The following is a 24,941-nucleotide window of genomic DNA, read 5'->3' as shown; positions in this document are numbered from 1 at the left end:
AAGGCCCAATCTCTGGGGTGCGGAACCCTCCGAGCCCCTGTATGTTGGGCAAATGATTTGTTTTTGCGCCGAGCGCTTTCCCTGGCGGCGGATATGGCAAAATCCGGGCGAGTTCTTACCCCCCGGACTGACAGAAATGGCCACTCGCGCGCTACTCTATCGGCGGCCCGCCGAACCTTCGCGTCTTCTCGTCAAGCATGGCTCGCAAATCTACTCGATTAGATTGCGGCGTCACCGTCGTGCGCGACGTTATACCCTGAGAATTCATCCGTCGGATCGCGAAGCGATCCTCACGATGCCTCCGCGCGGCACGATCATCGAAGCGAAGGACTTCGCGCAGCGTCATGGCGCGTGGATTGCAGCCCGTCTCGGCCGTCTGCCGAAGGCCGCGCCCTTCCTGCCCGGCACCTTGGTGCCGTTGCGGGGCGTGCCGCACAAGATCGTGCATCGCGCCGGCGAGCGCGGCACGGTGTGGACCGAGACCCGCGACAGCGGCGAGAAGATTCTCTGCGTGGCCGGCGGCATCGAGCACACCGAGCGCCGCGTGCTCGACTTCCTCAAGCGCGAGGCGCGCCGCGACCTGCAGAAGGCGTCCGATGCCTATGCCGAGCAGCTCGGCGTCAAGGTCAAGCGGCTGTCGATCCGCGACCAGTCGAGCCGCTGGGGCTCGTGCACCTCGGCCGGCTCGCTGTCGTTCTCCTGGCGCCTGATCCTCGCGCCGCCCTTCGTGCTCGACTATCTCGCGGCGCATGAGGTCGCGCATCTGATCGAGATGAACCACTCGCCGCGGTTCTGGAAGGTCTGCGGCAAGATCTGCGGCTCGGTCGAGCGCGCCAAGAAGTGGCTCGACACCTGCGGCAACGACCTGCACCGCTACGGCGTCGAGGACTGAGACACTTAAACGATCGGCGATCGCATACGACAATGGCCCGGCCTGTTCGCCGGGCCATTTTGTTTTTGCGGGCCGAAGCCCCGGGTTCCGCCATCCGAGCAGAAGCCACCGATCAGCTATCGAATTCTTAAGCTTTCTCGCCGGCAGCCAGGGGAGTCTGCTCATTTCAGCGGCGCCTTAACGCCGCTGTAACGACGACCTCGCCAAATTCGGGTTCGATCAACCCTCCAAGGTGACGTCCCAGCAGCAGCCGGGCCGTTCGCTGCAACCCAAGCGCTGAACGTTGCTCTCGAAACGTGCAGCGCGCTTCGAATCGAACGATGCTTGCAAGCGAGTTCCCACCGGCCGCGTCTGCGCCACTGCTCTCGGCCGCGATCGATCGCGCCACCGAGGCGTTCCTCTTTCTCGACGGCGATGGCCGTGTCCATCACGCCAACCAGGCCGCTGCAACATTGTTGCAGCGTGATCTCGCCGGCCTGATCGGTGCGGATCTCGTCGATCTCGGGCTGCCTGCCGGCGTGCTGCCGGCGCCGATGGGCGACGCGGCGAGCGACCAGGCGGAGTTCGCCTGCGAGTTCACGCTCCGTCATGCCGGCGGCCCCCGCAGCCGCGTTCAGGTCAATCTGTATCCACTCCCCGACGGGCTGACGCCGGTGCGCTCGCTGCTGCTGATGCGCGACGTCACCTCCGAGGTCCAGCTGCGCGAGCGCAACGCGCTGATGACCTCGGTCGCCGACCGCAGCAACCGCGGCGTCGTGGTGGCGGATCACAACCTGAACATCCTCTACACCAACGCCGCCTTCACCAGCATCTACGGCTACAGCGCCGAGGAGGCGCTGGGACAGCAGGTGGAAAAGCTGCTGGTCGGTCCGTGCACCGACCCCGCGATGGTCGAGCGGTTGAAGCAGTGCATCATCGACGCCCAGGGGGTCGAGGAAGATCTGCTGATCTATGACAAGGCCGGCCGCGAGATCTGGACCACGGCGCATGTCAAGGCGCACCGCAACCGCCAGGGCAAGGTCAAATACCTGGTCGGCCTGCTCAGCGATATCAGAGAGACCAAGCAGTTGCGCTCGCTGCAGCAGCTGATCATGTCCTCGCTGGCGTCCGACGTGTCGATCACGACCATCGCCGATCAGTTGTGCCGCCGGGTCGAAGAACTGGCGCCGGACGTGGTCTGCTCGATCCTGCACGTCGACTCGGACGGCAAGATTCATCCGCTCGGCGGACCCAGCCTGCCGCCGGCCTATTCCGCCGGCCTCGACGGCGTCGCGATCGGGCCCGACGTCGGCTCCTGCGGAACCGCGGCCTATCTGTGCGAGCCGGTGCTGGCACGCGACCTCGACACCGATCCGCGCTGGCAGCCTTACAAGTCCGGACCGCTTGAGGCTGGCCTGCGTGCCTGCTGGTCGACCCCGATCAAGGGCAAGGACGGCCGCGTCATCGGCACCTTCGCGTTCTACTTCCGCGAATGCCGCGGGCCCAGCCCCTGGCATGAACAGATCGTGTCGGCGTGCGTTCAGCTCGGCTCGCTCGCGATCGAGCGCCAGGAGGTCCGCTCCACGATCTCGCAGGTCGCCTATCACGACATGCTGACGGGGTTGCCGAACCGCGCCCGCATTCCGTCGATGATCGCCGAGGCGATCAAGGCCTGCCCGGAAGGCAGCCATCTCGCGGTCGCCTTCCTGGACGCCGACAATTTCAAGGACGTCAACGATACGCTGGGCCACGCCGCCGGCGACGAGTTCCTGGTCGCCTTCGCCAACCGCCTGCGGGCGCAGATCCGTCCGGGCGATATGCTCGGCCGGCTCGGCGGCGACGAATTCGTGATCGTGCTGCAGAACCGCGATGCGCTCGAGGCCTCGCTGGCCGCGGCACGGATCACCGCGGCGCTGGCGATGCCGCTGACGATCGGCAAGCGCCAGGTGCCGATGTCCGCGAGCATGGGGCTCAGCCTCTATCCGGACAATGCCACCGACATCGAGACCCTGATTAAGCAGGCGGACGGGGCGATGTACAAGGCCAAGCGCGCCGGCCGCGCCACCTATCGCTTCTTCAGCGCCGACATCGACAAGCTCGCCGAGGAGCGGCTGATGCACTCGACCGCGCTGCGCGAGGCGATCGCCAGCGAGGCGCTGACGCTGCACTACCAGCCCCAGATCTGCACCAGGAACGGCGCCATTCACGGCGTCGAGGCGCTGGCGCGCTGGCACGATCCGGTGCTCGGCGACGTGTCGCCCGCCAAGTTCATCCCGCTCGCCGAGGAATGCGGCCTGATCGAGCAGATCGGCGTGTGGTCGATCAAGACGGCCTGCCAGCAGATGGCGTCGTGGCGCCGCGCCGGCCTCGACATCCCCTGCATCTCGGTGAACCTGTCGCCGATCAACTTCCAGAACGTCAACCTGGCCGCTGTGGTGGCGCAGATCCTGGCCGCCAACGATCTGCCGGCGAAGATGCTGATGCTGGAGATCACCGAGGGCGTGATCCTCAACGAGCGCGCCACCGTGATCGCCACCATGAGCGAGCTGCGCAACATGGGCGTCGGCCTGTCGCTGGACGATTTCGGCACCGGCTATTCCAGCCTCAGCCGGCTGGCGCAGCTGCCGATCCACGAGCTCAAGATCGATCGTGGCTTCATGCGCAATATCGAGAACGACCAAGGCACGCGGGCGATCGTGACCGCGGTGGTCCGCGTCGGCCAGAGCCTCGACGTCAAGGTGGTCGCCGAGGGTGTCGAGACCGAGCCGCAGCGCAGGCTGCTCGCCGAGCTCGGCTGCGATGCGATGCAGGGCTTCCTGTTCGCGCGTCCGATGGCCGCCGGCGCCTTCAGCCGCTGGCTGCTGGATTACAGCGCGTACCGCGCGAGCCTGATGCTGCGTCAGGTCGGCCGTGCGCTGGCGCAGGCGGCGGGGACGCCTGCCGCCGGGACGACGCCGCGACCGGCTGCGGCGGCGGGCTGACCGGCCCGGGCCTTCACTCTCCGTGTTGCGGATGCAGGCCGGTTCGTCACCTGATGATGAGCGGCCTTTTTCCCGCCTCCACCGTCATTCCGGGGCAATCGTCAACGCGCGTCAGCGCGTTGGCGATTGAGCCCGGAATCCCGAGCTTGTTGGAAAACAACGCCAGGCAATTTCGAGATTCCGCGTTCAAGGCCTGCGGCCTTGCCCCGGAATGACGGTCGGCGTGGCGTGCTCAGCTCGCTCAACTGCTCACCTCAGCTCAGGTCCGACCCGGCTCAGCGCTGGCCGCCGAACAGGCGGTCCACCAGCCAGCCGTCGAGCCCGGCGGCCGGCTCCGGCCGCGTATTGCCGCGGCCCGGACTCGGCGCCGCCGAGCGCGCGGAATAGGCTGCATTGGGGGCAGGGGCCGTCGGCGCGGAAATCTGCGAGGCGATCTGCGCCAGCGTCGGCACCAGCCCCGCTCCCTGCGCGTTCGGCAGCGCCGCGACCGGCACGCCCTGATGCGCCGCGCGCATGAAGCGGGTCCAGACCTCGACCGGCAGGCCGCCGCCGGTGGCCTTCCGGGTCGGCGAGTTGTCGTCATTGCCGAGCCAGACGCCGGTGACGAGATGGGAGGTGTAGCCGATGAACCAGGCGTCGCGGAAATCCTGGCTGGTGCCGGTCTTGCCGGCGGCGACCCAGCCGGGGATCTCGGCCTTCTTGGCGGTGCCCGAGATCAGCGTCTCCTGCATCATCTGGTTCATCATCGCGACGTTGCGCGGCTCGATCACCTGCGCCGGCTGCTCGGCCTGGCGCATGTAGAGCAGCTTGCCGTCGAGCGTCTTGATCCGCGTCACCACATGCGGCGACACGGCGAGGCCGCCATTGGAGAACGGCGCGTAGGCGCCGACCAGCTCGATCATCGATACTTCCGAGGTTCCCAGCGCGATCGACGGGTTGGGATCGAGCTTGGAGGCGATGCCGAGGCGATGCGCGGTGCGCACGACGTTCTTAGGGCCGACCTCGAGGCCGACGCGCACGGCGACCGTGTTGAGTGACATCGCCAGCGCCTGGGTCAGCGTGACCGGGCCGAAATACTCCTTGGTGTAGTTCTCCGGCCGCCAGCCCTTCAGATCGAGCGGCGCGTCCTGGCGGACCGTCTCCGGCGTCAGCCCCTGCTCGATTGCCGTGAGATAGACGAACGGCTTGAACGCCGAGCCGGGCTGGCGCTTGGCGGTGACCGCGCGGTTGAACTGGCTGTCGGCATAGTTGCGGCCGCCGACCATGGCGCGCACGGCACCGTCCGGCGTCATCGCCACCAGCGCGCCCTGGCTGACATTGAACTTCACGCTCTTGGCCGCGAGCTCGTCGATCACGGCGGCCTCCGCCACGCTCTGCAGCTTCGGATCGATCGTGGTCTCGACCACGATCGAGTCCTCGACCTGGCCGACGAGATCGTCGAGCACCTCGCCGATCCAGTCGGCGACGTAGTTGACGGTGCCGGCGCCGGCCGGCTTCACCGCCACGCTGGGGTGCGCGATCTGGGCCTGCGCCTGGGCGTCGGTGATGAACTTGGCGTCGGCCATCGCCGCGAGCACGGTCTGCGCACGCTTGGCCGCGCCTTCCGGATTGCGGTTCGGCGCCAGCCGCGACGGCGATTTGACGAGGCCGGCGAGCATCGCGGCCTCGGCGACCGTGACCTGCCGCGCCGACTTGCCGAAATAGCGCTGCGCCGCTGCCTCGACGCCGTACGCGCCGGAGCCGAAATAGACGCGGTTGAGATACAGTTCGAGGATCTCGCGCTTGGAATATTTGCGCTCCAGCCACAGCGCCAGCTCCGCCTCCTGCAGCTTGCGGGCGAGCGTGCGCTCCTGGGTCAGGAACAGGTTCTTGGCGAGCTGCTGCGTCAGGGTCGAGCCGCCCTGTGACACGCCGCGATGCAGGATGTTGGCGACCAGTGCACGCGCGATGCCAACGGGATCGATGCCGAAATGCTGATAGAAGCGGCGGTCCTCGATGGCGATGAACGCCTTCGGCAGATAGGGCGGCAGATCCTTCAGCGCGACATTGGCGCCGGCCATCTCGCCGCGCTGTGCCAGCATGCTGCCGTCATAGCCGACGATCTCGATGGTCGGAGGGCGCTTCGGGATCTCCAGCGACTGGATCGGCGGCAGATGCGCGCCGGCCCAGATCACGACGCCGACCAGCGCGATCACGCCCCACAGGCCGCAGACGACAGCCCAATAGGCGAGGCGGCCGATCGACATCCCCCAGCGCGACTTGGCTCGGGCAGGCTTGGCTTTTGGTGGGGTGGGTTTCGGCTGGTTGGCCTTGGGCTCGCGCGCCGGCACATCGTCCTCGTCGTCCGGCTCGACCGGCTTCTTCTTGGTTGATTTCTTCGGCGCGTCCTCGCCGGCCGGAATGCGGTCCTTGGGATCGAGGCGCAGGTCGGCCATCGCCGCCGCAAGGCCGAATCGCGGCTCCTTGCGTCCGCCGCCGCCCTGTTTCCGTCCCCGCGCCATACGCAACCCGAGCCCTGCCGTCCGACCACGGTAATGAGTGGAGTTTAAGGGGCAGTTAGGAAAAGCTTAACGCGCGATTAGGAGTTCCGCGCCGTCAACGCCGCGTTATGGTTAAGCCAAGGTCAACAACGAGAAGCGAGGAAGCCGATGGGCTATATCGATCCCACCAAGGAGGTGTTCGCGCAGTTCCGCGACAATGACCGGCCGGGTCCGATCCACATGCTGAACCTGGTGCGGCTGCGCAAGGAAGCGGCCTATCCCGACGGCCCCAAGGTCAGCGGCGCGGAAGCCTATGCCGCCTATGGCCGCGAGAGCGGCCCGGTGTTCGAACGCCTCGGCGGCCGCATCGTCTGGCAGGGCCGCTTCGAGCTGATGCTGATCGGCCCACAGGAGGAGCGCTGGGACCACTGCTTCATCGCGGAGTATCCGAGCGTGCACGCCTTCGTCGAGATGATCCGTGATCCCGTCTATCGCGAGGCCGTGAAGCACCGCCAGGCGGCGGTGGAGGATTCGCGCCTGATCCGCCACGCGGTGTTGCCGGTGGGGAAGAACTTTGGCGAGGTGCCGGAGTGATCCTCGTCGACATGAGGTGACGAGCCGCTTCGGTACCAACGGCCGTCTCATCGACCGGCCGTGCAGCCACCGATCATCAAAGGTGTCGTCCCGGACAAGACCGCTGACGCAACGCGTCAGCGGGCGCAGATCCGGGACCCATACCGCGGGATGCATCTTGGGGCAGGCGGCATGTTGAACGGTCGTGCCCCAAACGATGCCCGGGGTTATGGGTCCCTGCGTTCGCAGGGACGACACCGGTTGTGGGGCGGCATCGGGGCAGATGGAAGCAGCAAGGGGACAGTTGCCGGCTCACGCCGGCGTCGTAATGCGCGCTTGCCCAACACATAAGTTTGTGCTTATGTATTGTCATGATCGAGAGCGACATCTTCAAAGCCCTGGCCGATCCGACGCGCTACGTGATCTTCGAGAAGCTGGCGGCGGGCCGGATGAACGCCAGCGCGCTGCGCGAGGGGCTGACGATCAGCCAGCCGGCGATGTCGCAGCACCTCGCGGTGCTGCGCAATGCCGGGCTGGTGCGCGAGGAACGGCAGGGCCGCTTCGTCAACTACGAGGTCGATCCCGATGGCCTGGCGCGGATCGCGCGCTGGCTGGCGAAGTACCGAGCCTACTGGCCGTCGCGCGTCGATGCGTTGAAAACCCTGCTGAAGGACATGGACCAATGACCGATCAAATGGCGGATCAGCAGGGCGAGGAACTGGTGCTCGACTACGACCTCGATGCGTCGCCGGAGAAGGTCTGGCGCGCCCTGAGCATCCCGGCGCTGCGCGACAATTGGCTGCCTGCGGGCGACCTCGCCGACGCCGCGCCGATCTCCTCGACCCCAGGCGAAGAGGTCCGCTACCGCATGCGCGACGACGAGCCGCCTTTCCTCGAAAGCATCGTGACGTTCCAGGTCATGCCCAGGGACGACGGTGGCACGCGGCTCCGGATCATCCACGGACTGCCCGCGACGATGCTGCTGCTACGGTTGCCGCCGGCGGCGAACAGCAACGCGCGCGGCCTGATGCGCGCGGTCTGACGCTTCACTCCATCGCCAACTCACTGAACGGGAGCTCGCGCATGCGCGACACGATGCAACTCGTCCCCATGGTCATCGAGCAGTCCAGCCGGGGAGAACGCTCCTTCGACATCTATTCGCGGCTGCTGCGCGAGCGGATCGTGTTCCTCAACGGCGAGGTCAACGACACCGTGTCCGCGCTGGTCTGCGCGCAGCTCTTGTTTCTCGAGGCGGAGAACCCGAAGCGGCCGATCCATCTCTACATCAACTCGCCCGGCGGCGTGATCACCAGCGGGCTCGCGATGTACGACACGATGCAGTTCGTCAAGGCGCCGGTGCACACGCTGTGCATGGGAACGGCGCGATCGATGGGCTCGTTCCTGCTGATGGCCGGCGAGCCCGGCGAGCGGACGGCGCTGCCCAATGCCAGCCTCCACGTCCATCAGCCGCTCGGCGGCTTTCAGGGCCAGGCGTCAGATATTCTGATCCATGCCAGGGAGATGGAGCAGACCAAGCGGCGGGTGATACGGCTCTATGCCGAACATTGCGGCCGCAGCTACGAGGACGTCGAGCGCACGCTCGATCGCGATCACTTCATGACGGCGGACGAGGCGCAGGACTGGGGGCTGATCGACCGGGTGGTGAAGCAGCGGGATCTGGGCAGCGTCGGCAGCGAGTGATCGGTTGCCGACCACCGCATGCGATCATCGGAGTTCTGCGCGCGCCCATCTCCACGTCGTCATGGCCGGGCTTGTCCCGGCCATCCACGTCGCTCGGCATGCTGAGAAGGGCGTGGATGCCCGGGTCAAGCCCGGGCATGACGGCGGTGGATAGGGAGGCGTCCGGACTCACCCCGCCGCTCCCGTGTCCTCGATGATCGGGCCGAACAGTTCCCAGCGCTCGCCGTTGAAGCGCATCATCTGCATCTGCTTGTTGATGCGGAAGTCGGTCGGCGAGGTGTTGATGGAGAGGCCGGGCAAAGCAAGGCTCGGCACGAAGCCCTTGATGTTGGCCGCTTGCCGCATCACGTTTTCTCGCGTCAAATCGTCGCCGCACTGGCGCAGGATCTGCACCAGCAGTTCCGCGGTCGAGTAGCCGTAGGTGTTGACCGTGTTGAGCTTGTCGCCTTCCGGATAATACTTGTCCATGAACTCGAAATAGGCCTTCACGCCCGGATCGTCCTTCCACTGCGGATCGGCCGGGTCCTTGCCGTAGTTGGTGCTGATGATGTCCTTGGAGATGTCGAGGCCGGCCGGCTTCAAGGTCGCCGACACCGGGCTGGCGTTGATGTCGAGGATGTGCACCGGCTTCCAGGCGAGGTCGGCGAGCTTCTTGATTGCCTGCGCGGCGAATTTCGGCGTCGAGGCGTTGTAGAGCAGGTCGGCGCCGGAGGATTTCAGCTTCACGATCTGCGAATCGACCGTCGGGTCGGACAGTTCGTAGGACGCCTCCGAGACGATCATCGAATCCGCCTTGGCACCAAGACCGCTACGCAGGCCGGCGATGTAGTCGCGGCCGAGGTCGTCGTTCTGGTAGAGGATGCCGATCTTGGCGTTGGGGTGGTTGGCGAGGATGTACTTCGCGTAGATCCGCCCTTCCGACTGGTAGTTCGGATTGTAGGCGATGGTCCACGGGAAATTCTGCGGGTCGGTGAAGCGCGACGCGCCGGTCGAGGCCAAGAGCTGCGGCACCTTCTTGCCGTTGAGATATTTCTGCACGGCGGCGTTCGAGGGCGTGCCGATGATCTGGAAGGTGAACAGCACCTCGTCGCCTTCGACCAGCTTGCGCACCTGCTCCACCGCCTTGGGCGGCGAGTAGGCGTCGTCATACTGGATCAGATTGAGCTTGCGGCCATTGATGCCGCCCTTCTCGTTGATCATGCGCAGATAGGCCGCCTGGGTCTTGCCGATGCCGGCATAGGCGGAAGCCGGGCCCGAGAATGGCACGGTCTGGCCGATCTTGATCTCGGTATCGGTGGCGCCGGTGTCGTATTTCTTCTGGGCGTAGGCGGATGTTGCAGGCAGCGCGACGGTCAGCGACGCAGCAAGCGCGATTGCCCACGCCTTGAAGCCGACGAGACCGAACAGTGACGTTCTCATGCGAGTCCTCCCTTCGGTGATGTCTGTCGATGGTTCTTCTTGGTTGTTTTGTCGCCATCGCTGCACGCGAGTGTGGAGGAAGCAAGTCGACAAGGCAACGCTTGTTGGAGCGACGAACGGGCGCAATCGGTGCCGCAATGCAAAAGGGCTGCGCGATCGCGCAGCCCTTTACCTTCGACGTGGAGACCGTCATTCCGGGGCGCTGCGCAGCAGCGAACCCGGAATCTCGAGGCTCCGGGTTCGTCGCTTCGCGACCCCGGAGCGACCGTCAGCCGAACTAACCCGCCGGGCCCTTGTCCTCCAGGATCGGGCCGAATAGCTCCCAGCGTTCGCCGTTGAACTTCATCATCTGCAGCTGCTTGTTGACGCGATAGTCGGTCGGCGAGGTGTTGATCTTCATGCCCGGCAGCGACAGGTCGCCGACGACGTCCTTGAGCGAGGTCGCCTGCTTCATGACGTTCTCGCGCGTGAGATTGTCGCCGCACATCTTCAAGATGGTCACGAGCAGCTCGGCATTGCCGTAGCCATAGGTGTTGAAGTTCGAGTTCTTGTCGCCGTCCGGATAGTACTTGGCCATGAACTCGAAATAGCGCTTCATGCCCGGATCGTCCTTCCACTGCGGATCGAGCGGGTCCTTGCCGTAATTGACCGAGATCACGCCCTTGGACGCTTCCAGTCCTGCCGGCTGCAGCACGGCGCCCACCGACGTGGCATTGATGTCGACGATGTGCACCGGGTGCCAGTCGAGCTCGTGCAGCTTCTTGATCGCCTGCGCGGCCTGCTTCGGCGTCGCCGCCGAGAACAGCAGGTCGGCGCCGGCCGACTTGATCTTGAGCAGCTGGGAATCGATCGTCGGATCGGAGACTTCGTAGGAGGCTTCGGCCACGATCATCGAGGCCTTGTCGCCGAGGCCGGCCTTGATGCCGTTGAGATAGTCCTTGCCGAGGTCGTCGTTCTGATAGAGCACGCCGATCTTGGCGTTGGGGTGCTCCTTCAGAATGTACTGGCCGTAGATGCGGCCTTCGGTGAAGTAGTTGGGATTGTACCCCATGGTCCAGGGGAAGTTCTTCGGATCGGTGAACTTGGTCGCGCCGGTGGCCGCGAACAGCTGCGGGACCTTCTTGGCGTTGAGGTATTTCTGGACGGCTGCGTTGGACGGCGTGCCGATGATCTGGAACGTCAGCAGCACCTCGTCGTCCTCGACCAGCTTGCGCACCTGTTCCACGGCCTTGGGCGGCGAATAGGCGTCGTCATATTGGATCAGCTTGATCTTGCGGCCGTTGATGCCGCCCTGCTCGTTGATCATGTTGAAATAGGCGGCCTGGGTCTTGCCGATCGAGGCATAGGCCGAGGCGGGACCCGAGAACGGCACGGTCTGGCCGATCTTGATCTCGGTGTCGGACGCGCCGGGATCGTACTTCTTCTGGGCCTGAACTGACGTGATGGAGAGGGTGGCGGCCACTGCGGCTGCGCCGGCAAGACGGAAAATTCCCTGTCGCATGGGGTCTCTCGTTCCTCCTGATGTTTTATGCGGCTGGTCTGCCCGGGTGGGGTGCCATCGCTGCGCACAGTGTGGAGGAACGGGGTGGCCGGCGCAAGGCGAGGGGAGCACGGGTGCGGTGGTTCCGGCGGTATCGCTCCGACAGGCCCAGCTGGTTCAACACGTTCGGTGTCGTCCCGGACAAGCCCGGCAACGCGCCAGCGTTGTCGGGCGCCGATCCGGGATCCATAGCCACAGGCCGGTGTATGGCGAGGGCTCGGAGTAACGATCGTGCCTCAAACGCCGCCCGGGGTGATGGGTCCCGGCTCAAGGCCGGGACGACACTGGCTGTGGAGATGCGGCCCGGCCTCAGCCCGCCAGCCAGACCAGCACCAGGCCGATCGTGGCGGGCACGCTCTGGATGAACAGGATCTTGCGGCTGGCGGTGGCGGCGCCGTAGAGGCCGGCGACGAGGACGCAGAGCAGGAAGAAGATCTTGATCTGGAAGGCGAAGGCCGGCGTCGGGTGCGCGAGGCCCCAGAACAGGCCGGCGGCGAGGAAGCCGTTGTAGAGGCCCTGATTGGCGCCGAGCACCTTGGTCGCTTCGGCGCGCTCCAGCGTGTTGTTGAAGGCCCGCAAGCCCGCCGGCTTGGTCCAGAGAAACATCTCGAGCACGAGAATGTAGACGTGCAGCAGGCCGATCAGGCCGACGACGATGTTTGCGATCAATCCCATGTTCGGCTCCCCCAAGCCATTCGAGACCGGCGGCGTTGCCGATCTCCTCGATCGTATCGGTGCCGAGCGGCCGCAGCGTCGCTCGGACAACCGCGTCCTTTAGGCCGCCGGCTGCGCCGCCGCGTCGTCGCTCGCCAGCAGGTGCAGCAGTGCGCTCTTGATCGCGGCCTGCCGGGTCGGCGCATTGATCTGGGCGCCCAACAGGTCGGTCACGTAGAACACGTCGCGGGCGCGCTCGCCGAACGTTGCCACATGCGCGGAGGCGATGTTGAGGTTCAGCTTGGAGATCGCCGTGGTCAGCTCGTAGAGCAGGCCGGGACGGTCGAGGCCGGAGACCTCGATGACGGTGTAGAGCTCCGACCATTGATTGTTGATGCTGACCTCGGGCTCGACCGAGAACGCCTTGTGCTGCTTGCCGCGCGTCGTCCGCCGCGCCACCGCGTCCGGCAGCCGCAGTTTGCCTTCCAGCACCTGCTCGATGGTCTCGCCGATCCGCGTCGCGCGCCGGCCCTCGTCCTCGTCGCGCTCATATTCCCTTGAGATCGCGATCGTGTCGAGCGCGCGGCCGTCGGTGGTGGTGTAGATCTGGGCGTCGACGATGTTGGCGCCGGCCGAGGCGCAGGCGCCGGCGATGATCGAGAGCAGCCAGGGATGGTCCATGGCGAAGATCGTCAGCTCGGTGACGCCGCGCGCCGGATCGAAGCCGACATTGATCGCGAGCTTGTGGCCGGCCTCCTCGCTCGACCGCACGAATCGGGCGTGGCGGATCTTGCGCGGCAGCTCGACCTTGAGCCAGTAGGCCGGATAGTGCCGGCCGATATAGGTCTCGAGCTCATCCACGGACCAGTCGGTGAAGGCGTTTCGGAACTCGGCCTGCGCGGCGGTGATGCGCTTGGCGCGGTTGACCTCGGAGAAGCCGCCGGTCAGCACCGGCTCGGTCTCGTAGTACAGCGTGCGCAAGAGCTGCGCCTTCCAGCCGTTCCAGACGCCCGGGCCGACGCCGCGGATGTCGGCGGTGGTCAGGATGGTCAGGAGCTTCATCTGCTCGACCGACTGCACGACGGCGGCGAACTTCTCGATGGTGCGGCGGTCCGACAGGTCGCGCGACTGCGCCACCGTCGACATCGTCAGATGCTCCTCGATCAGCCAGGCGACCAGCTCCGTGTCGGCATTGTTGAAGCCGAGCCGCGGGCACAGCCGCCGCGCGATCTTTGCGCCCGCGACGGAGTGATCCTCCGGCCTGCCCTTGGCGACGTCGTGCAGCAGCACCGTGATGTAGATGACGGCGCGGTGTTCGGGCCGGATCTTGCGCATCAGGTCGGAGGCCAGCGTGAACTCGTCGTTGCCGCCGCGCTCGATCTCCTGCAGGAAGCCGATGCAGCGGATCAGGTGCTCGTCGACCGTGTAGTGATGATACATGTTGAACTGCATCATCGAGACGATGCGGCCGAAGGCGCTGATGAAGTGGCCGAGCACGCCGGTCTCGTTCATCCGCCGCAGCACGGTCTCGGCGTCGTTGGAGGTCAGGATCTCCATGAACAGCCGGTTGGCCTCGGGATCGTCGCGCAGCTCGGTGTTGATCAGGTTGAGCGAGCGCGTCACCGCGCGCATCGCATCCGGATGAAAGGCGAGGTTGTTCTTCTGCGCGAGACGGAAGATGCGGATCAGATTGACCGGATCGTGCTTGAAGACGTCAGGCGCGGCGAGGTTGATGCGGTTGTTGTCGACGATGAAGTCGTCGCTCTCCGGCACCCGCCGCCAGGTCGAGCCGGTGGTCAGGCGCGAGATCATCCGGCTCAGCACCGGCGCCGGCTTGGCCTGCTGATCCTCCAGCTTGGCGCAGAGGATGGCGGTGAGGTTGCCGACCTGCTTGGCGACCAGGAAGTAGTGCTTCATGAAGCGCTCGACGTCCTGCATGCCCGGGTGGCTGGTGTAGCCGAGCCGGACCGCGATCTCCCGCTGCAGGTCGAACGACAGCCGCTCCTCGGGCCGGCCGCTGACGAAATGCAGGTTGCAGCGCACCGACCACAGGAAGTCCGAGCAGCGCCGGAAGGTGCGGTACTCGTGCGCGTCGAACACGCCGCGCTCGACCAGCTCGGCGGTCTCGCGCACCCGGTAGACATATTTGGCGATCCAGAACAGCGTGTGCAGGTCGCGCAGCCCGCCCTTGCCGTCCTTGACGTTGGGCTCGACCAGGTAGCGCGACTGGCCGCCGCGGCGATGCCGCTCCTCGCGCTCGGCGAGCTTGGCGGCGACGAACTCGGCCGCCGTGCCCTGCACGACCTCGCTGTCGAAGCGGTGCACCAGCTCGTCATAGAGCGGGCGGTCGCCGGCGAGATAGCGCGTCTCCAGGATCGCGGTGCGGATGGTCATGTCGCCGCGCGCCTGGCGGATCGATTCATCCACCGAGCGGGTGGCGTGGCCGACCTTCAGCCCCATGTCCCACAGCGAGTACAGGATGGCCTCGGCGACCTGCTCGCCCCAGGCGGTCTGCTTGTAGGGCAGGATGAACAGGAGATCGATGTCCGACTCCGGCGCCATCAGCCCGCGGCCATAGCCGCCGGTCGCCACGACCGCCATCCGCTCGGCGCCGCTCGGCACATCCGAGCGGTAGAGGTGCTCGGTGGCAGCCGCGTAGAGAATGCGGATGATCTCGTCCTGCACGAAGCAGAGCCGCTCGGCGCAGCGCCGGCCATGGCGGTCCTTGAGAAGCTGTGCCTGGGCCGCAGCCCGGGCCTTCACCAGCTCGGCTTTCAGGAATTGCACCACCGCGGCGCGGAACATGTCCTCGCGGCCGGAGTGCTGCTTGGCCAGCGTATCGACAGCCGCCGCGATGCCGGCGCTGTCGAAATCGGCTGAGGTGAAGGCTTCGGAATCTGTGGCGACGCTGTCCATGGATGCAACCGGATATCGAACAAGGCCCGTGCTGTCACGAAACTTCCAATGCAGCAATCGATCCATGCTGTGACTGGCTCGGGACGGATGATGATCGTGCTGGCAGGTCGCTGCGAAAGGAAAAACAATTCTCGTTGAGCCCTGGCATAACGCCTTGAAACAACAACGATGTTTTCTTGAACCAGGAGGATTGACGATGGGTGGATGGACGAGGCGCGGATTTGCGGCGGCGGCTGCCGTGGTTCTACTGGGATGCGGCGCTGCAACAGCGGCGGAGCCGGTGAAGGAGATCCGCATCGATTGGGCGACCTACAATCCGGTGTCGCTGGTCCTGAAGCAGAAGGGGCTGTTGGAAAAGGAGTTCGCCAAGGACGGCATCAGCATCACCTGGGTGCAGTCGGCCGGCTCCAACAAGGCGCTCGAGTTCCTCAATGCCGGCTCGCTGGATTTCGGCTCGACCGCCGGCTCCGCCGCGCTGGTCGCCAGGATCAACGGCAACCCGATCAAGTCGATCTACGTCTATTCGCGCCCCGAATGGACCGCGCTGGTGACGGGCAAGGACTCCAAGATCGCCTCGGTGGCCGATCTCAAGGGCAAGCGCGTCGCCGTCACGCGCGGGACCGATCCGCACATCTTCCTGGTGCGCGCGCTGCTCGGCGCAGGCCTCACCGACAAGGACATCACCCCGGTGCTGCTGCAGCATGCCGACGGCAAGGCGGCGCTGATCCGCGGCGACGTCGACGCCTGGGCCGGGCTCGACCCGATGATGGCGCAGGCCGAGGTCGAGGAGGGCGCCAAGCTGTTCTACCGCAAGGCCGACGCCAACACCTGGGGCATCCTCAACGTGCGCGAGCAGTTCCTGAAGGACAATCCCGAGATCGTCCGCCGCGTGCTGGCGACGTATGAGGTCGCGCGCAAGGACGCGCTGGCCAATTACGACGACCTGAAGAAGACCTTCATCGCCGTCACCAAGCTGCCCGAGACCGTCGTCGACAAGCAGCTCAAGGAGCGCACCGAGCTGACCCACAGCCGCATCGGCGCCCCGCAGCGGGAGTCGATCCTCGCAGCGGGCCTGGCGCTGCAGCAGGCGGGCGTGGTGGATGCAAAGGTCGACGTGAAGGCGACGCTGGACGCCCTGATCGACGACCAGGTGCCGCTGCCGACGAACTAGGGCTGCCAGCCGCCGCGGCCGTCACCGCTGCGGCAAATAAAACACCGGTGTCGTCCCGGACAAGCCCGCCGACGCGCCAGCGTTGGCTGGCGCAGATCCGGGACCCATACTCCGTGCAGTCTGTTGTCGAACACGCTGGAGCGGCATCTCGCTTCAACACACCCGCCGCGGAGTATGGGTCCCGGCGCCGAGGCCGGGACGACACCGAATGTGTGGCGCCGCCGTCGGCTCAAACCCTGACAGGCGCGCCCTCATCTCCGCAAATGACATCGCGCTGTCACCCCGCCTTGCATTCCCACGCGAGACGCTGTTCTCACTATGGCCATGACCGTCGAATTGCAGGCCCCCGTCGCGGCGGCCCCACAGCAAAACGCCAGCCCCCCGCGGCTCGCCCGCCTGACACGGCCCCTGCTCGGCCTGCTGCTGCCGTTGTCGCTGGCGCTGGCCTGGGAGCTCGCGGTCCGGGCCGGCTGGTCGAACGGCCGGTTGGTGCCGCCGCCGTCAAAGGTCTTCACCACCATCGCCGAGCTCGCCCGCTCCGGCGAGCTGACCCGCCACATCGCCGCGACGCTGTCGCGCGTCGGCATCGGCTTCGGCCTGGGCGTCGCCGCCGGCACGCTCCTGGGCGGCATCTGCGGCTATTGGAGCTTCGCCCGCCGGCTGGTCGATCCGACGATCCAGGCGCTGCGCGCGATCCCGTCGATCGCCTGGGTGCCGCTGTTCATCCTCTGGCTCGGCATCTTCGAGACCTCGAAGGTGGCGCTGATCGCGGTCGGCGTGTTCTTTCCGGTCTATCTCGGCCTGACCGGCGCGATCCTGTCGGTCGATCGCAAGATCGTCGAGGTCGGCCGCGTCTTCCGGCTGTCCGGGCCCGCGATGATCCGCCGCATCCTGCTGCCAGCCGTGCTGCCGGCCTATGTCGTGGCGCTGCGCGTCGGCCTGGGCCTCGGCTGGATGTTCGTCGTCGCCGCCGAGTTCATGGGCGCCTCCGAAGGCCTCGGCTATCTCCTGATCGACGGCCAGCAGCTCGGCAAGCCGGCGCAGATCGTCGCCGCGATCGTGATCTTCGCCATCATCGGCAAGGCCACCGACTGGCTGCTGGAGATCGCCACCGCGCCGCTGCTGCGCTGGCAGGACAGTTTTGCGCGCCAGAGCGGAGCCGCCTGATGCTGCAGCTCGCCTCCGTCACCAAGGTCTATCCCAACGGCGTCCACGCGCTGGAGCGGTTCTCGTCCGAGATCCAGCTCGGCGAGATCATCGCCATCATCGGCGGCTCCGGCTGCGGCAAGTCGACGCTTCTCCGCGCCATCGCCGGGCTCGACCGCGCCAGCGCCGGCACCGTGACGCTGGACGGCGAGGCGATCACGGCGCCGCATGCCAAGGTCGGCATCATCTTCCAGGAGCCGCGGCTGCTGCCCTGGCTCAGCGTCGCCGACAATATCGGATTCGGCCTGTCGGAGCTGCCGGCCGCCGAGCGGCGCGAGCGCGTGGCGCGCGCGCTCGACCGTGTCGGCCTGGCCGACAAGGCCAAGGTCTGGCCGCGCGAATTGTCCGGCGGCCAGGCGCAGCGCGTGGCGATCGCGCGCGCGCTGGTGGCGCAGCCGGAGGTGCTGCTGCTCGACGAGCCGTTCTCGGCGCTCGATGCCTTCACGCGAAAAGACCTGCAGGACCATCTGCTCGATCTCTGGGCCGACGCGCGCCCGACGCTGGTGCTGGTCACCCACGATGTCGAGGAGGCGGTGGTACTGGCGGACCGCGTGCTGGTGATGCGGCCGCATCCCGGCCGACTGTTCGAGGAGATCACCATCAATTTGTCGCGGCCGCGCGACCGCAATGCGCCGCTGTTCGAGCAGTTCAAGCGCCACGTGCTGACGGCGCTCGACCGCTCGCTCGACCGGACGGTGCCGGATACGCAGGGCAGGCGTGAGCCCGGCGGCGGCCTGTGGTGGTGACATCTTAGCGATCGCCCGGTACATCTGTTTCGAAATGAATCCGGGAGAGAACGACAATGGATGCTGCCGAGCTGCGCGCCATGCAGGCGCCGATCAAGGAACGCTACAAGGCTGACCCGTCCGCTGCGGTGATCACGCTCAAGGCCAAGGGCGAGGTCGGCGGCGAAGGCCTGACCTGCAAGCTCGAGACCGGCCGCGCCATGGCGGTCGCCGGCCTGCATCCCGCCACCGGCGGCTCCGGCCTCGAGCTCTGCTCCGGCGACATGCTGCTGGAAGCCCTGGTCGCCTGCGCCGGCGTCACGCTGAAATCGGTCGCGACCGCGGTCGAGGTGCCGCTCAGGAGCGGCCTGGTGCTGGCCGAAGGCGATCTCGATTTCCGCGGCACGCTCGGCGTCGACAAGGAGGCCCCGGTCGGCTTCCAGGAAATCCGCCTGCGCTTCGAGGTCGACACGGATGCGCCACAGGACAAGCTCGATCTCCTGCTCAAGCTCACCGAGCGCTATTGCGTGGTCTATCAGACCATCAAGAATGGGCCGAAGGTGTCGGTCAGTCTGAAGCGGGTGGCGGCGTAGCCACGAACATCGGTGTCGTCCCCGCGAAAGCGGGGACCCATAACCACCGTCGGTGATGGCTGGCCCCGCTGGTCACTCCGATCTCCTCTGACCCATGACTGCCTGTGGTTATGGGTCCCGGATCGGCGCTCCCCACGGCGATGCTTGCGCATCGCCGTGCTCCGCTTGTCCGGGACGACGGCTGAACATGTCCCTCGACCCGTCCTTCCTGCTCGTCCTCGGCTTGCGCATGGCGATCGCCGCATCGTTCGTGGTGTCGGCGTCGATGATCGCCGAGCGCACCGGACCGGTGATCGGCGCGCTGGTTGCGACCCTGCCGATCTCGGCCGGGCCGACCTACGTCTTCCTGGCGCTCGATCACGACGCCGCCTTCATCGCGCAAGGCGCGCTCACCAGCCTGCCGATCAACGCCGCGACCATCTTCCTCAGCCTCGCTTATGCCGTGCTCGCGCAGCGCCACAGCGTGCTTGTCGCCAGCGCCACCGCGGTCGCGGTGTGGCTCGGTCTCGCGTCGCTCATCAAGAGCGTACAGTGGACGCTTCTGATGGGCATCGCCGCCAACATCGTCACCTTCGCGATCTGCCTGCCGCTGTTGCGGCGCTATCGCCATGCGACGATGCCGCTGATCACGCGACGCTGGTACGACGTTCCCTTGCGGGCCTCGCTGGTCGCCACGCTCGTCGCCACCGTGACGTCCGTCTCCGGCTGGGCCGGCCCCAGCGTGTCCGGGATCCTCGCGCTGTTTCCGATCGTCTTCACCTCGATGATGCTGATCCTGCAGCCGCGCATCGGCGGCCCCGCCACCGCCGCGGTCATGGCCAACGGCGCCTGGGGCCTGATCGGCTTCTCGCTGGCCGTCGTCGTGCTGCATCTCGGCAGCCTGCATCTCGGCGCCGCCTACGGTCTCGGCGGTGCGCTGGCCACCTGCGTCGGCTGGAATCTCGGCCTGTGGGCGCTCGGCCGGCGCCGGACGGCCTGACGCCGGCCGCATCAGCTCTGGTTGTATTTCCCCGGCCTTGAACCTTCGCGAGGGCGCCCGCGACAACGCAACTGATAGGTGGGTCATCGGTCGAACGCAGCAGGAGGTGCAATATGCCGACCGCAAATGGGACTGCCAATGGTCAGCCGAAATGGATCGCGAACGGGTTGAAGGACATCGGCTTCCACGAGACCGGCAACAATCGCGGCATCCAGAAGTTCATCGACCAGGCGCATTGCGGCGCGGAGGGCGATCCGTGGTGCGCGATCTGGACCAACGCCAAGCTGGAGCAGAGCGGCGTCCCCGGCACGCGCAGCGCCTCGTCGCAATCCTTCCGCACCAGCAAGAATTTCGTCAAGCTCGACAAGCCCGCGCTCGGCGCGATCGCGGTCTACACCCGCGGAAAGCCGAACTCCGGCCTCGGCCATGTCGGCTTCTACATGGGCGAGACCCGCACCCAGGTGCTGACGCTCGGCGGCAATGAGAGCGACGCCGTCCGCGAGCAGTTCGAGCCGAAGACCCGGCTGGTCGGCTACTTCTGGCCGAAATCGGTCGACCTGCCGAAGCTCGGCTCCATCAAGGTCGCGTCCGAGGACGGCCACCCCGTCGGCTCGAACGATTGAGCGAGATCGCGTAGGGTGGGCAAAGCGCAGCGTGCCCACCGACTCCATCACGTGCTGCAGATGGTGGGCACGACGCTTCGCGTCTTTGCCCACCCTACGACTCTCTCCTCCGTCATTGCGAGCGCAGTGTTCAGCCCGGGGACATGGCTGACGGGTGTTCGGGGACATGGTTGACACCTCAAAATCGGCTCGATTCGTCAAGCAAAGGGGCGAGCGATGCCGTGGCGAGAGGTGTCTGTCATGGACCAGCGACGAGAGTTTGTGATGCTTGCCAAGCAGGAGGGAGCCAACCGGCGGCAGCTGTGCCGGCAGTTCGGCATCAGCCCTCAGACCGGCTACAAGTGGATCGAACGGTCTGATGCCGGCGATACGACGCTGGCGGACCGGTCGCGGCGGCCTCATAGAAGTCCGGAGCGCACCGCGGCTGTGACGGAGCAGCAGATTGTCGCGTTGCGCGATGCTCACCCGGCCTGGGGCGCGCGCAAGCTCGCACGCCGTCTCGAGCGCGATGGACAAGCTATCCCGGCGGTCTCCACCGTGCACAGCATCCTGCGCCGTTACGGCCGCGTGGTCGAGCCTGCGGGCACGCCCGGGCAGCCCTATACGCGGTTCGAGAAGGATGCGCCCAATCAGCTTTGGCAGATGGACTTCAAGGGGCACAGTGCGCTGGAGAACGGCGTGTCCTGTCATCCGCTGACCGCACTCGACGATCACTCGCGCTTTTCCTTGTGCCTGGCGGCATGCGACAACGAGCGCGGCTCTACGGTCAAAGGACATCTGGAGACGACGTTCCGCCGCTATGGATTGCCGGATGCGATGTTCGTCGACAATGGTGGCCCCTGGGGCTTCACGCTCGAAGACCCCTGGACCGCGTTGACGGTCTGGCTGCTGAAGCTCGGCATTCGAACGATCCACAGCCGGCCCTACCATCCCCAGAGCCGCGGCAAGAACGAACGCTTCCACCGCAGCCTGAAGGCCGAGGTCTTTGCCTTCAAGCGTTACAGGGACCTTCTCGATGTGCAGCGGGCGCTCGACGAATGGCGAGCCGTCTACAATCTCGACCGGCCGCACGAGGCCTTGAACTTCGATGTGCCGGCGAGCCGCTATCGACCTAGCCAGCGGACCATGCCGGACCGCCTGCCGATCGTCGAATACGACGAGGGTGAGATCGTCCGCTCTGTATCGAGCACGAAGGCCTACGTCAGCTTCGAGGGGCGGCTCTGGAAAGTCCCGCAAGCCTTTCGCGGTGAGCGGCTCGCCATCCGGCCGCTCAGCGCCGACGGAAAGTTCGGAATTTTCTTTGCCGCGCATCAGATCGCAGCGATCGATCTGCGCGACCCGGAAAGTGTCAACTATGTCCCCGAACAGGTGTAAGCTATGTCTCCGGACTGAACAGCAGCGAAGCAATCCAGGGGCTCGGGTGGGACCCTGGATTGCTTCGGCGCAAGAGTGCCCCGGAATGACAGCGACTATTTGGCCGGCAGCTTCGCCTTCAGCCGATACAGCGCATCCAGCGCTTCGCGCGGCGTCATCTCGTCCGGGTGCAGGTCCTTCACCGCGGCGATCAGCTCCTCCGCTTCCTTCGACATCGTCGGCTCCACCGTCGCGCGCGACGGCACGGCGAATAGCGGGAGGTCATCGACCAGCGCGCGGGCGTTCTGGCCGCGGTCGGCGGCCTCCAGTTTCGCCAAGACCGATTTGGCGCGGCTGATCACGGCCGGCGGCAGGCCGGCGAGCTTGGCCACCTGGATGCCGTAGGAGCGGTCGGCCGACCCGGGCAGCACCTCGTGCAGGAACACCACGTCGCCCTGCCATTCCTTGACGCGCACCGTGGCGTTGAACAGCCGCGGCAGCTTGGCGGCGAGTGCGGTCAGCTCGTGATAATGCGTGGCGAACAGCGTGCGGCAGCGGTTGCTCTCATGCAGATGCTCGATCGCGGCCCAGGCGATGGAGAGGCCGTCGAACGTCGCTGTGCCGCGCCCGATCTCGTCGAGGATCACCAGCGCGCGCTCGCCGGCCTGGTTGAGGATCGCTGCAGTCTCGACCATCTCGACCATGAAGGTCGAGCGCCCGCGCGCGAGGTCGTCGGCGGCGCCGACGCGCGAGAACAGCCGGTCGACGATGCCGATGCGGGCGCGGCTCGCCGGCACGAACGAGCCGATCTGAGCGAGCAGGGCAATGAGCGCGTTCTGGCGCAGGAAAGTCGATTTGCCCGCCATGTTCGGGCCGGTGAGCAGCCAGAGCTGGCCGCTCTTGTGTCCCGGCGTCGGCGACAGGTCGCAGGAATTGGCGATGAACGGCTGGCCCTCGCGCTTCAGCGACTGTTCCACCACCGGATGGCGACCGCCTTCGATGGCGAAGCCGAGCGAGCCGTCGACCTCGGGGCGGACGTAGTTGTCGTCGACCGCGAGCTTGGCCAATGCGGTCGCGACATCGAGCATGGCGAAGCCATGCGCCGCGGCGCGCAGATCGTCGCCGATCGCGAGCGCCTGCGCGCACAGACGGTCGAAGATCTCAAGTTCGAGATTGAGCGCGCGCTCGCCGGCATTGGCGATCTTCGCCTCGATCTCGCCGAGCTCGGACGTGGTGAAGCGCACCTGTCCCGCCAGCGTCTGGCGATGGATGAAGGTTGCGTTCAATGGCGCCGACATCAGCTTGTCGCCGTGCTGCGCGGTGACCTCGACGAAATAGCCGAGCACATTGTTGTGCCGGATCTTCAGCGCCTTCACGCCGGTCTGGTCGGCGTAGCGCGCCTGCATCGAGGCGACGACGAGCCGCGAGGCGTCGCGCAGATTGCGCGTCTCGTCGAGCGTCGCATCATAGCCCGACCGGACGAAGCCGCCGTCGCGCTTGATCAACGGCAGCTGCTCGTCGAGCGCGCGGGCGAATTCGTCCGCCAGCGCGCGCGCCGGCCGCGCCAGCGCAGACATGATTGCCGCGACCTCCTGCGGCGGCTGGTCGAGCACCGAGAGCCGCGCCAGCGCCTGGTCGGCGGCGAGGATGCCGTCGCGCAAGGCCGCGAGATCGCGCGGGCCGCCGCGCCCGACCGACAGCCGCGCCATCGCGCGGGTCATGTCCGGCGCGCCGCGCAGGATGGCGCGGATGTCCTCGCGCGCGGCGCTGTCGGCGACGAACACGGTGACCGCGTCGAGCCTGCGTCCGATCTGCGCGGGCTCCGTCAGTGGCGCCGCGAGGCGCTGCGCCAGCAGCCGCGAGCCGGCCGAGGTGACCGTGCAGTCGATGGCGTCGAGCAGCGAGCCGCGGCGCTCGCCGGTGAGCGTGCGCGTCAGTTCGAGATTGGCGCGGGTCGCCGGATCGATGGCCATGGTGCTGCCGGTCGCCTCGCGCGCCGGCGGCGCCAGCGGCGGGCGCTGGCCGACCTGGGTGCGCTCGACATAGGTAACGCAGGCGGCGGCCGCGGTCGCCTCCAGCCGCGACAGCACCGCGAGGCCGTCCATGGTCGCGACCGCGAAGTAATCGCACAGCCGCCGCTCGGCGGTGGCGCCATCGAAGACGTCGCGCGTCAGCGGCGTCACCGCGGCGAGCTCGCGCAGCACCGGTTCGAACGTCTCGTCCGAATACAGCGCGTCGGAGACGATCACCTCGTTCGGATTGATGCGCGCGAGCGTCGCCGTCAGCTCGGCGAAGGCGCATTCGGTGACGATGAAGTCCGAGGTCGAGATGTCGATCCAGGCGAGTCCGAGCCGGTCGCCGCCGGACGACCCGCGGCTGCGCGCGATCGACAGCAGATAGTTGTTGGCGCGCGCGTCGAGCAGATTGTCTTCGGTCAGCGTGCCCGGCGTCACCACGCGCACGACGCCGCGCTTGACCACGCTCTTGTTGCCGCGCGCCCGCGCCGCCGCCGGATCCTCCATCTGCTCGCAGACGGCGACGCGGATGCCCTGCGCGATCAGCCGGTGCAGATAGTCCTCGGAGCGCTCCACCGGCACGCCGCACATCGGGATGTCCTGGCCCTGATGCTTGCCGCGCTTGGTCAGGACGATACCGAGCGCCTTGGAGGCGACCTCGGCGTCCTCGAAGAACAGCTCGTAGAAATCGCCCATCCGGTAGAACAGCATCAGGCCGGGATGCGCGGCCTTGATGTCGAGATACTGCTCCATCATCGGCGTGAGCTTGGCCGGCGCCTCGGCAGGCGCGGCCGAGGACAACGATTCTTGCGGAACCGGGGCGGAGATGGGCTGCTGGATCGTCATGGCGCGGAAACTAGCCAATTTGCCCGGACGGTCCTACCGCTTTGCGGAGCCTGTCCCGGTTTTCCACGATGGCAATTTTGGCCCCGCGCCCGTGCTGGAGCGAAAGCGCCGGAGAGGACCACCGGTGTCATTCCGGGGCGTGCGCAGCACGAACCCGGAATCCATCGTGGGGCATCACGCGTGGCCCAATGGATTCCGGGCTCGCCGCGCTGCGCGCGCCGCCCCGGAATGACGGCAGGGGGTGGAGACGCAGTGTGCCCTCCTAGTTGCAGTTCTGGCGGTGGCGGCGGTGTAA

The 24,941-nt window shown here is 66.6% G+C and carries 19 protein-coding genes; 13 read left to right on the top strand and 6 right to left on the bottom strand.

Annotated elements, in window-relative coordinates; genetic code table 11:
- The first annotated feature begins 52 nt into the window (after nucleotides 1–52).
- A complete protein-coding gene (locus BRAS3809_RS32140) occupies nucleotides 53–892 on the top strand; it encodes a M48 family metallopeptidase (RefSeq protein WP_083839212.1) in 840 nt (279 codons plus the stop codon).
- A 320-nt stretch (nucleotides 893–1,212) separates the two neighbouring features.
- Nucleotides 1,213–3,852: an EAL domain-containing protein gene (locus BRAS3809_RS32135; protein WP_008966182.1), complete on the top strand. Its 2,640-nt coding sequence runs from the start codon at nucleotides 1,213–1,215 to the stop codon at nucleotides 3,850–3,852.
- 275 nt (nucleotides 3,853–4,127) lie between these two features.
- Here BRAS3809_RS32135 and BRAS3809_RS32130 read toward each other — a convergent pair whose 3' ends face one another.
- Nucleotides 4,128–6,353 (bottom strand): transglycosylase domain-containing protein, encoded by a 2,226-nt coding sequence (locus BRAS3809_RS32130; RefSeq protein WP_008966181.1) that lies wholly within the window; start codon nucleotides 6,351–6,353, stop codon nucleotides 4,128–4,130.
- 147 nt (nucleotides 6,354–6,500) lie between these two features.
- Here BRAS3809_RS32130 and BRAS3809_RS32125 point away from each other — a divergent pair, with 147 nt between their 5' ends.
- From BRAS3809_RS32125 to BRAS3809_RS32110, 4 genes are all read left to right on the top strand, one after another.
- A complete protein-coding gene (locus tag BRAS3809_RS32125) occupies nucleotides 6,501–6,926 on the top strand; it encodes a DUF1330 domain-containing protein (protein WP_008966180.1) in 426 nt (141 codons plus the stop codon).
- A 332-nt stretch (nucleotides 6,927–7,258) separates the two neighbouring features.
- Nucleotides 7,259–7,591 carry an ArsR/SmtB family transcription factor gene (locus BRAS3809_RS32120; RefSeq protein WP_170323362.1) on the top strand — a complete coding sequence of 111 codons (333 nt, stop codon included), beginning with the start codon at nucleotides 7,259–7,261 and terminating at the stop codon, nucleotides 7,589–7,591.
- A complete protein-coding gene (locus tag BRAS3809_RS32115) occupies nucleotides 7,588–7,947 on the top strand; it encodes an SRPBCC family protein (RefSeq protein WP_008966178.1) in 360 nt (119 codons plus the stop codon). The genes BRAS3809_RS32120 and BRAS3809_RS32115 overlap by 4 nt, the downstream gene beginning before the upstream one ends.
- Nucleotides 7,948–7,988: 41 nt before the next feature.
- Entirely contained in the window at nucleotides 7,989–8,606 is a 618-nt protein-coding gene (locus BRAS3809_RS32110; protein ID WP_008966177.1) for an ATP-dependent Clp protease proteolytic subunit, read from the top strand.
- 168 nt (nucleotides 8,607–8,774) lie between these two features.
- Here the strand turns inward: BRAS3809_RS32110 and BRAS3809_RS32105 are convergent, their stop codons facing one another.
- The 4 genes from BRAS3809_RS32105 to BRAS3809_RS32090 form a co-directional block, all read right to left on the bottom strand.
- On the bottom strand, nucleotides 8,775–10,025 hold the full coding sequence (locus tag BRAS3809_RS32105; RefSeq protein WP_008966176.1) for an ABC transporter substrate-binding protein: 1,251 nt from the start codon (nucleotides 10,023–10,025) through the stop codon (nucleotides 8,775–8,777).
- Nucleotides 10,026–10,302: 277 nt separating this feature from the next.
- Nucleotides 10,303–11,526, bottom strand: a complete 1,224-nt coding sequence (locus tag BRAS3809_RS32100) for an ABC transporter substrate-binding protein (RefSeq protein WP_035659931.1) — start codon at nucleotides 11,524–11,526, stop codon at nucleotides 10,303–10,305.
- Nucleotides 11,527–11,874: 348 nt separating this feature from the next.
- Nucleotides 11,875–12,240 carry a DUF1304 domain-containing protein gene (locus tag BRAS3809_RS32095; protein ID WP_035659927.1) on the bottom strand — a complete coding sequence of 122 codons (366 nt, stop codon included), beginning with the start codon at nucleotides 12,238–12,240 and terminating at the stop codon, nucleotides 11,875–11,877.
- A gap of 99 nt (nucleotides 12,241–12,339) precedes the next feature.
- Nucleotides 12,340–15,135, bottom strand: coding sequence for a [protein-PII] uridylyltransferase (locus tag BRAS3809_RS32090; protein WP_008966172.1), 2,796 nt, complete (start codon nucleotides 15,133–15,135; stop codon nucleotides 12,340–12,342).
- A gap of 196 nt (nucleotides 15,136–15,331) precedes the next feature.
- Here BRAS3809_RS32090 and BRAS3809_RS32085 point away from each other — a divergent pair, with 196 nt between their 5' ends.
- The 7 genes from BRAS3809_RS32085 (at nucleotide 15,332) to BRAS3809_RS32055 (ending at nucleotide 21,806) form a co-directional block, all read left to right on the top strand.
- A complete protein-coding gene (locus BRAS3809_RS32085; protein WP_008966171.1) occupies nucleotides 15,332–16,306 on the top strand; it encodes an aliphatic sulfonate ABC transporter substrate-binding protein in 975 nt (324 codons plus the stop codon).
- A 318-nt stretch (nucleotides 16,307–16,624) separates the two neighbouring features.
- Nucleotides 16,625–17,473 (top strand): ABC transporter permease, encoded by an 849-nt coding sequence (locus BRAS3809_RS32080; RefSeq protein ID WP_008966170.1) that lies wholly within the window; start codon nucleotides 16,625–16,627, stop codon nucleotides 17,471–17,473.
- Nucleotides 17,473–18,258: an ABC transporter ATP-binding protein gene (locus tag BRAS3809_RS32075; protein WP_008966169.1), complete on the top strand. Its 786-nt coding sequence runs from the start codon at nucleotides 17,473–17,475 to the stop codon at nucleotides 18,256–18,258. Before BRAS3809_RS32080 ends, BRAS3809_RS32075 begins: the two co-directional genes overlap by 1 nt.
- Nucleotides 18,259–18,314: 56 nt before the next feature.
- A complete protein-coding gene (locus BRAS3809_RS32070; protein ID WP_008966168.1) occupies nucleotides 18,315–18,830 on the top strand; it encodes an OsmC family protein in 516 nt (171 codons plus the stop codon).
- 187 nt (nucleotides 18,831–19,017) lie between these two features.
- Entirely contained in the window at nucleotides 19,018–19,809 is a 792-nt protein-coding gene (locus tag BRAS3809_RS32065; protein ID WP_008966167.1) for a hypothetical protein, read from the top strand.
- Nucleotides 19,810–19,922: 113 nt separating this feature from the next.
- A complete protein-coding gene (locus BRAS3809_RS32060) occupies nucleotides 19,923–20,432 on the top strand; it encodes a TIGR02594 family protein (protein WP_008966166.1) in 510 nt (169 codons plus the stop codon).
- Between the two features lie 216 nt (nucleotides 20,433–20,648).
- Nucleotides 20,649–21,806: an IS481 family transposase gene (locus BRAS3809_RS32055; protein ID WP_083839210.1), complete on the top strand. Its 1,158-nt coding sequence runs from the start codon at nucleotides 20,649–20,651 to the stop codon at nucleotides 21,804–21,806.
- A 95-nt stretch (nucleotides 21,807–21,901) separates the two neighbouring features.
- Here BRAS3809_RS32055 and mutS read toward each other — a convergent pair whose 3' ends face one another.
- Entirely contained in the window at nucleotides 21,902–24,646 is a 2,745-nt protein-coding gene (gene mutS, locus BRAS3809_RS32050) for a DNA mismatch repair protein MutS (protein WP_008966164.1), read from the bottom strand.
- Nucleotides 24,647–24,941: the final 295 nt, after the last annotated feature.

This window comes from Bradyrhizobium sp. STM 3809, from assembly GCF_000239795.1.
GTDB lineage: Bacteria > Pseudomonadota > Alphaproteobacteria > Rhizobiales > Xanthobacteraceae > Bradyrhizobium.
This window is presented reverse-complemented; position numbering and strand designations above follow the sequence as displayed.

What these genes read in the sequence shown, in the direction of transcription:
- BRAS3809_RS32140 (WP_083839212.1), top strand. Translation starts at nt 53, where the DNA reads ATGATTTGTTTTTGCGCCGAGCGCTTTCCCTGGCGGCGGATATGGCAA.
- BRAS3809_RS32135 (WP_008966182.1), top strand. Translation starts at nt 1,213, where the DNA reads ATGCTTGCAAGCGAGTTCCCACCGGCCGCGTCTGCGCCACTGCTCTCG.
- BRAS3809_RS32130 (WP_008966181.1), bottom strand. Translation starts at nt 6,353, where the DNA reads ATGGCGCGGGGACGGAAACAGGGCGGCGGCGGACGCAAGGAGCCGCGA.
- BRAS3809_RS32125 (WP_008966180.1), top strand. Translation starts at nt 6,501, where the DNA reads ATGGGCTATATCGATCCCACCAAGGAGGTGTTCGCGCAGTTCCGCGAC.
- BRAS3809_RS32115 (WP_008966178.1), top strand. Translation starts at nt 7,588, where the DNA reads ATGACCGATCAAATGGCGGATCAGCAGGGCGAGGAACTGGTGCTCGAC.
- BRAS3809_RS32110 (WP_008966177.1), top strand. Translation starts at nt 7,989, where the DNA reads ATGCGCGACACGATGCAACTCGTCCCCATGGTCATCGAGCAGTCCAGC.
- BRAS3809_RS32105 (WP_008966176.1), bottom strand. Translation starts at nt 10,025, where the DNA reads ATGAGAACGTCACTGTTCGGTCTCGTCGGCTTCAAGGCGTGGGCAATC.
- BRAS3809_RS32100 (WP_035659931.1), bottom strand. Translation starts at nt 11,526, where the DNA reads ATGCGACAGGGAATTTTCCGTCTTGCCGGCGCAGCCGCAGTGGCCGCC.
- BRAS3809_RS32095 (WP_035659927.1), bottom strand. Translation starts at nt 12,240, where the DNA reads ATGGGATTGATCGCAAACATCGTCGTCGGCCTGATCGGCCTGCTGCAC.
- BRAS3809_RS32090 (WP_008966172.1), bottom strand. Translation starts at nt 15,135, where the DNA reads ATGGACAGCGTCGCCACAGATTCCGAAGCCTTCACCTCAGCCGATTTC.
- BRAS3809_RS32085 (WP_008966171.1), top strand. Translation starts at nt 15,332, where the DNA reads ATGGGTGGATGGACGAGGCGCGGATTTGCGGCGGCGGCTGCCGTGGTT.
- BRAS3809_RS32080 (WP_008966170.1), top strand. Translation starts at nt 16,625, where the DNA reads ATGGCCATGACCGTCGAATTGCAGGCCCCCGTCGCGGCGGCCCCACAG.
- BRAS3809_RS32075 (WP_008966169.1), top strand. Translation starts at nt 17,473, where the DNA reads ATGCTGCAGCTCGCCTCCGTCACCAAGGTCTATCCCAACGGCGTCCAC.
- BRAS3809_RS32070 (WP_008966168.1), top strand. Translation starts at nt 18,315, where the DNA reads ATGGATGCTGCCGAGCTGCGCGCCATGCAGGCGCCGATCAAGGAACGC.
- BRAS3809_RS32065 (WP_008966167.1), top strand. Translation starts at nt 19,018, where the DNA reads ATGTCCCTCGACCCGTCCTTCCTGCTCGTCCTCGGCTTGCGCATGGCG.
- BRAS3809_RS32060 (WP_008966166.1), top strand. Translation starts at nt 19,923, where the DNA reads ATGCCGACCGCAAATGGGACTGCCAATGGTCAGCCGAAATGGATCGCG.
- BRAS3809_RS32055 (WP_083839210.1), top strand. Translation starts at nt 20,649, where the DNA reads ATGCCGTGGCGAGAGGTGTCTGTCATGGACCAGCGACGAGAGTTTGTG.
- mutS (WP_008966164.1), bottom strand. Translation starts at nt 24,646, where the DNA reads ATGACGATCCAGCAGCCCATCTCCGCCCCGGTTCCGCAAGAATCGTTG.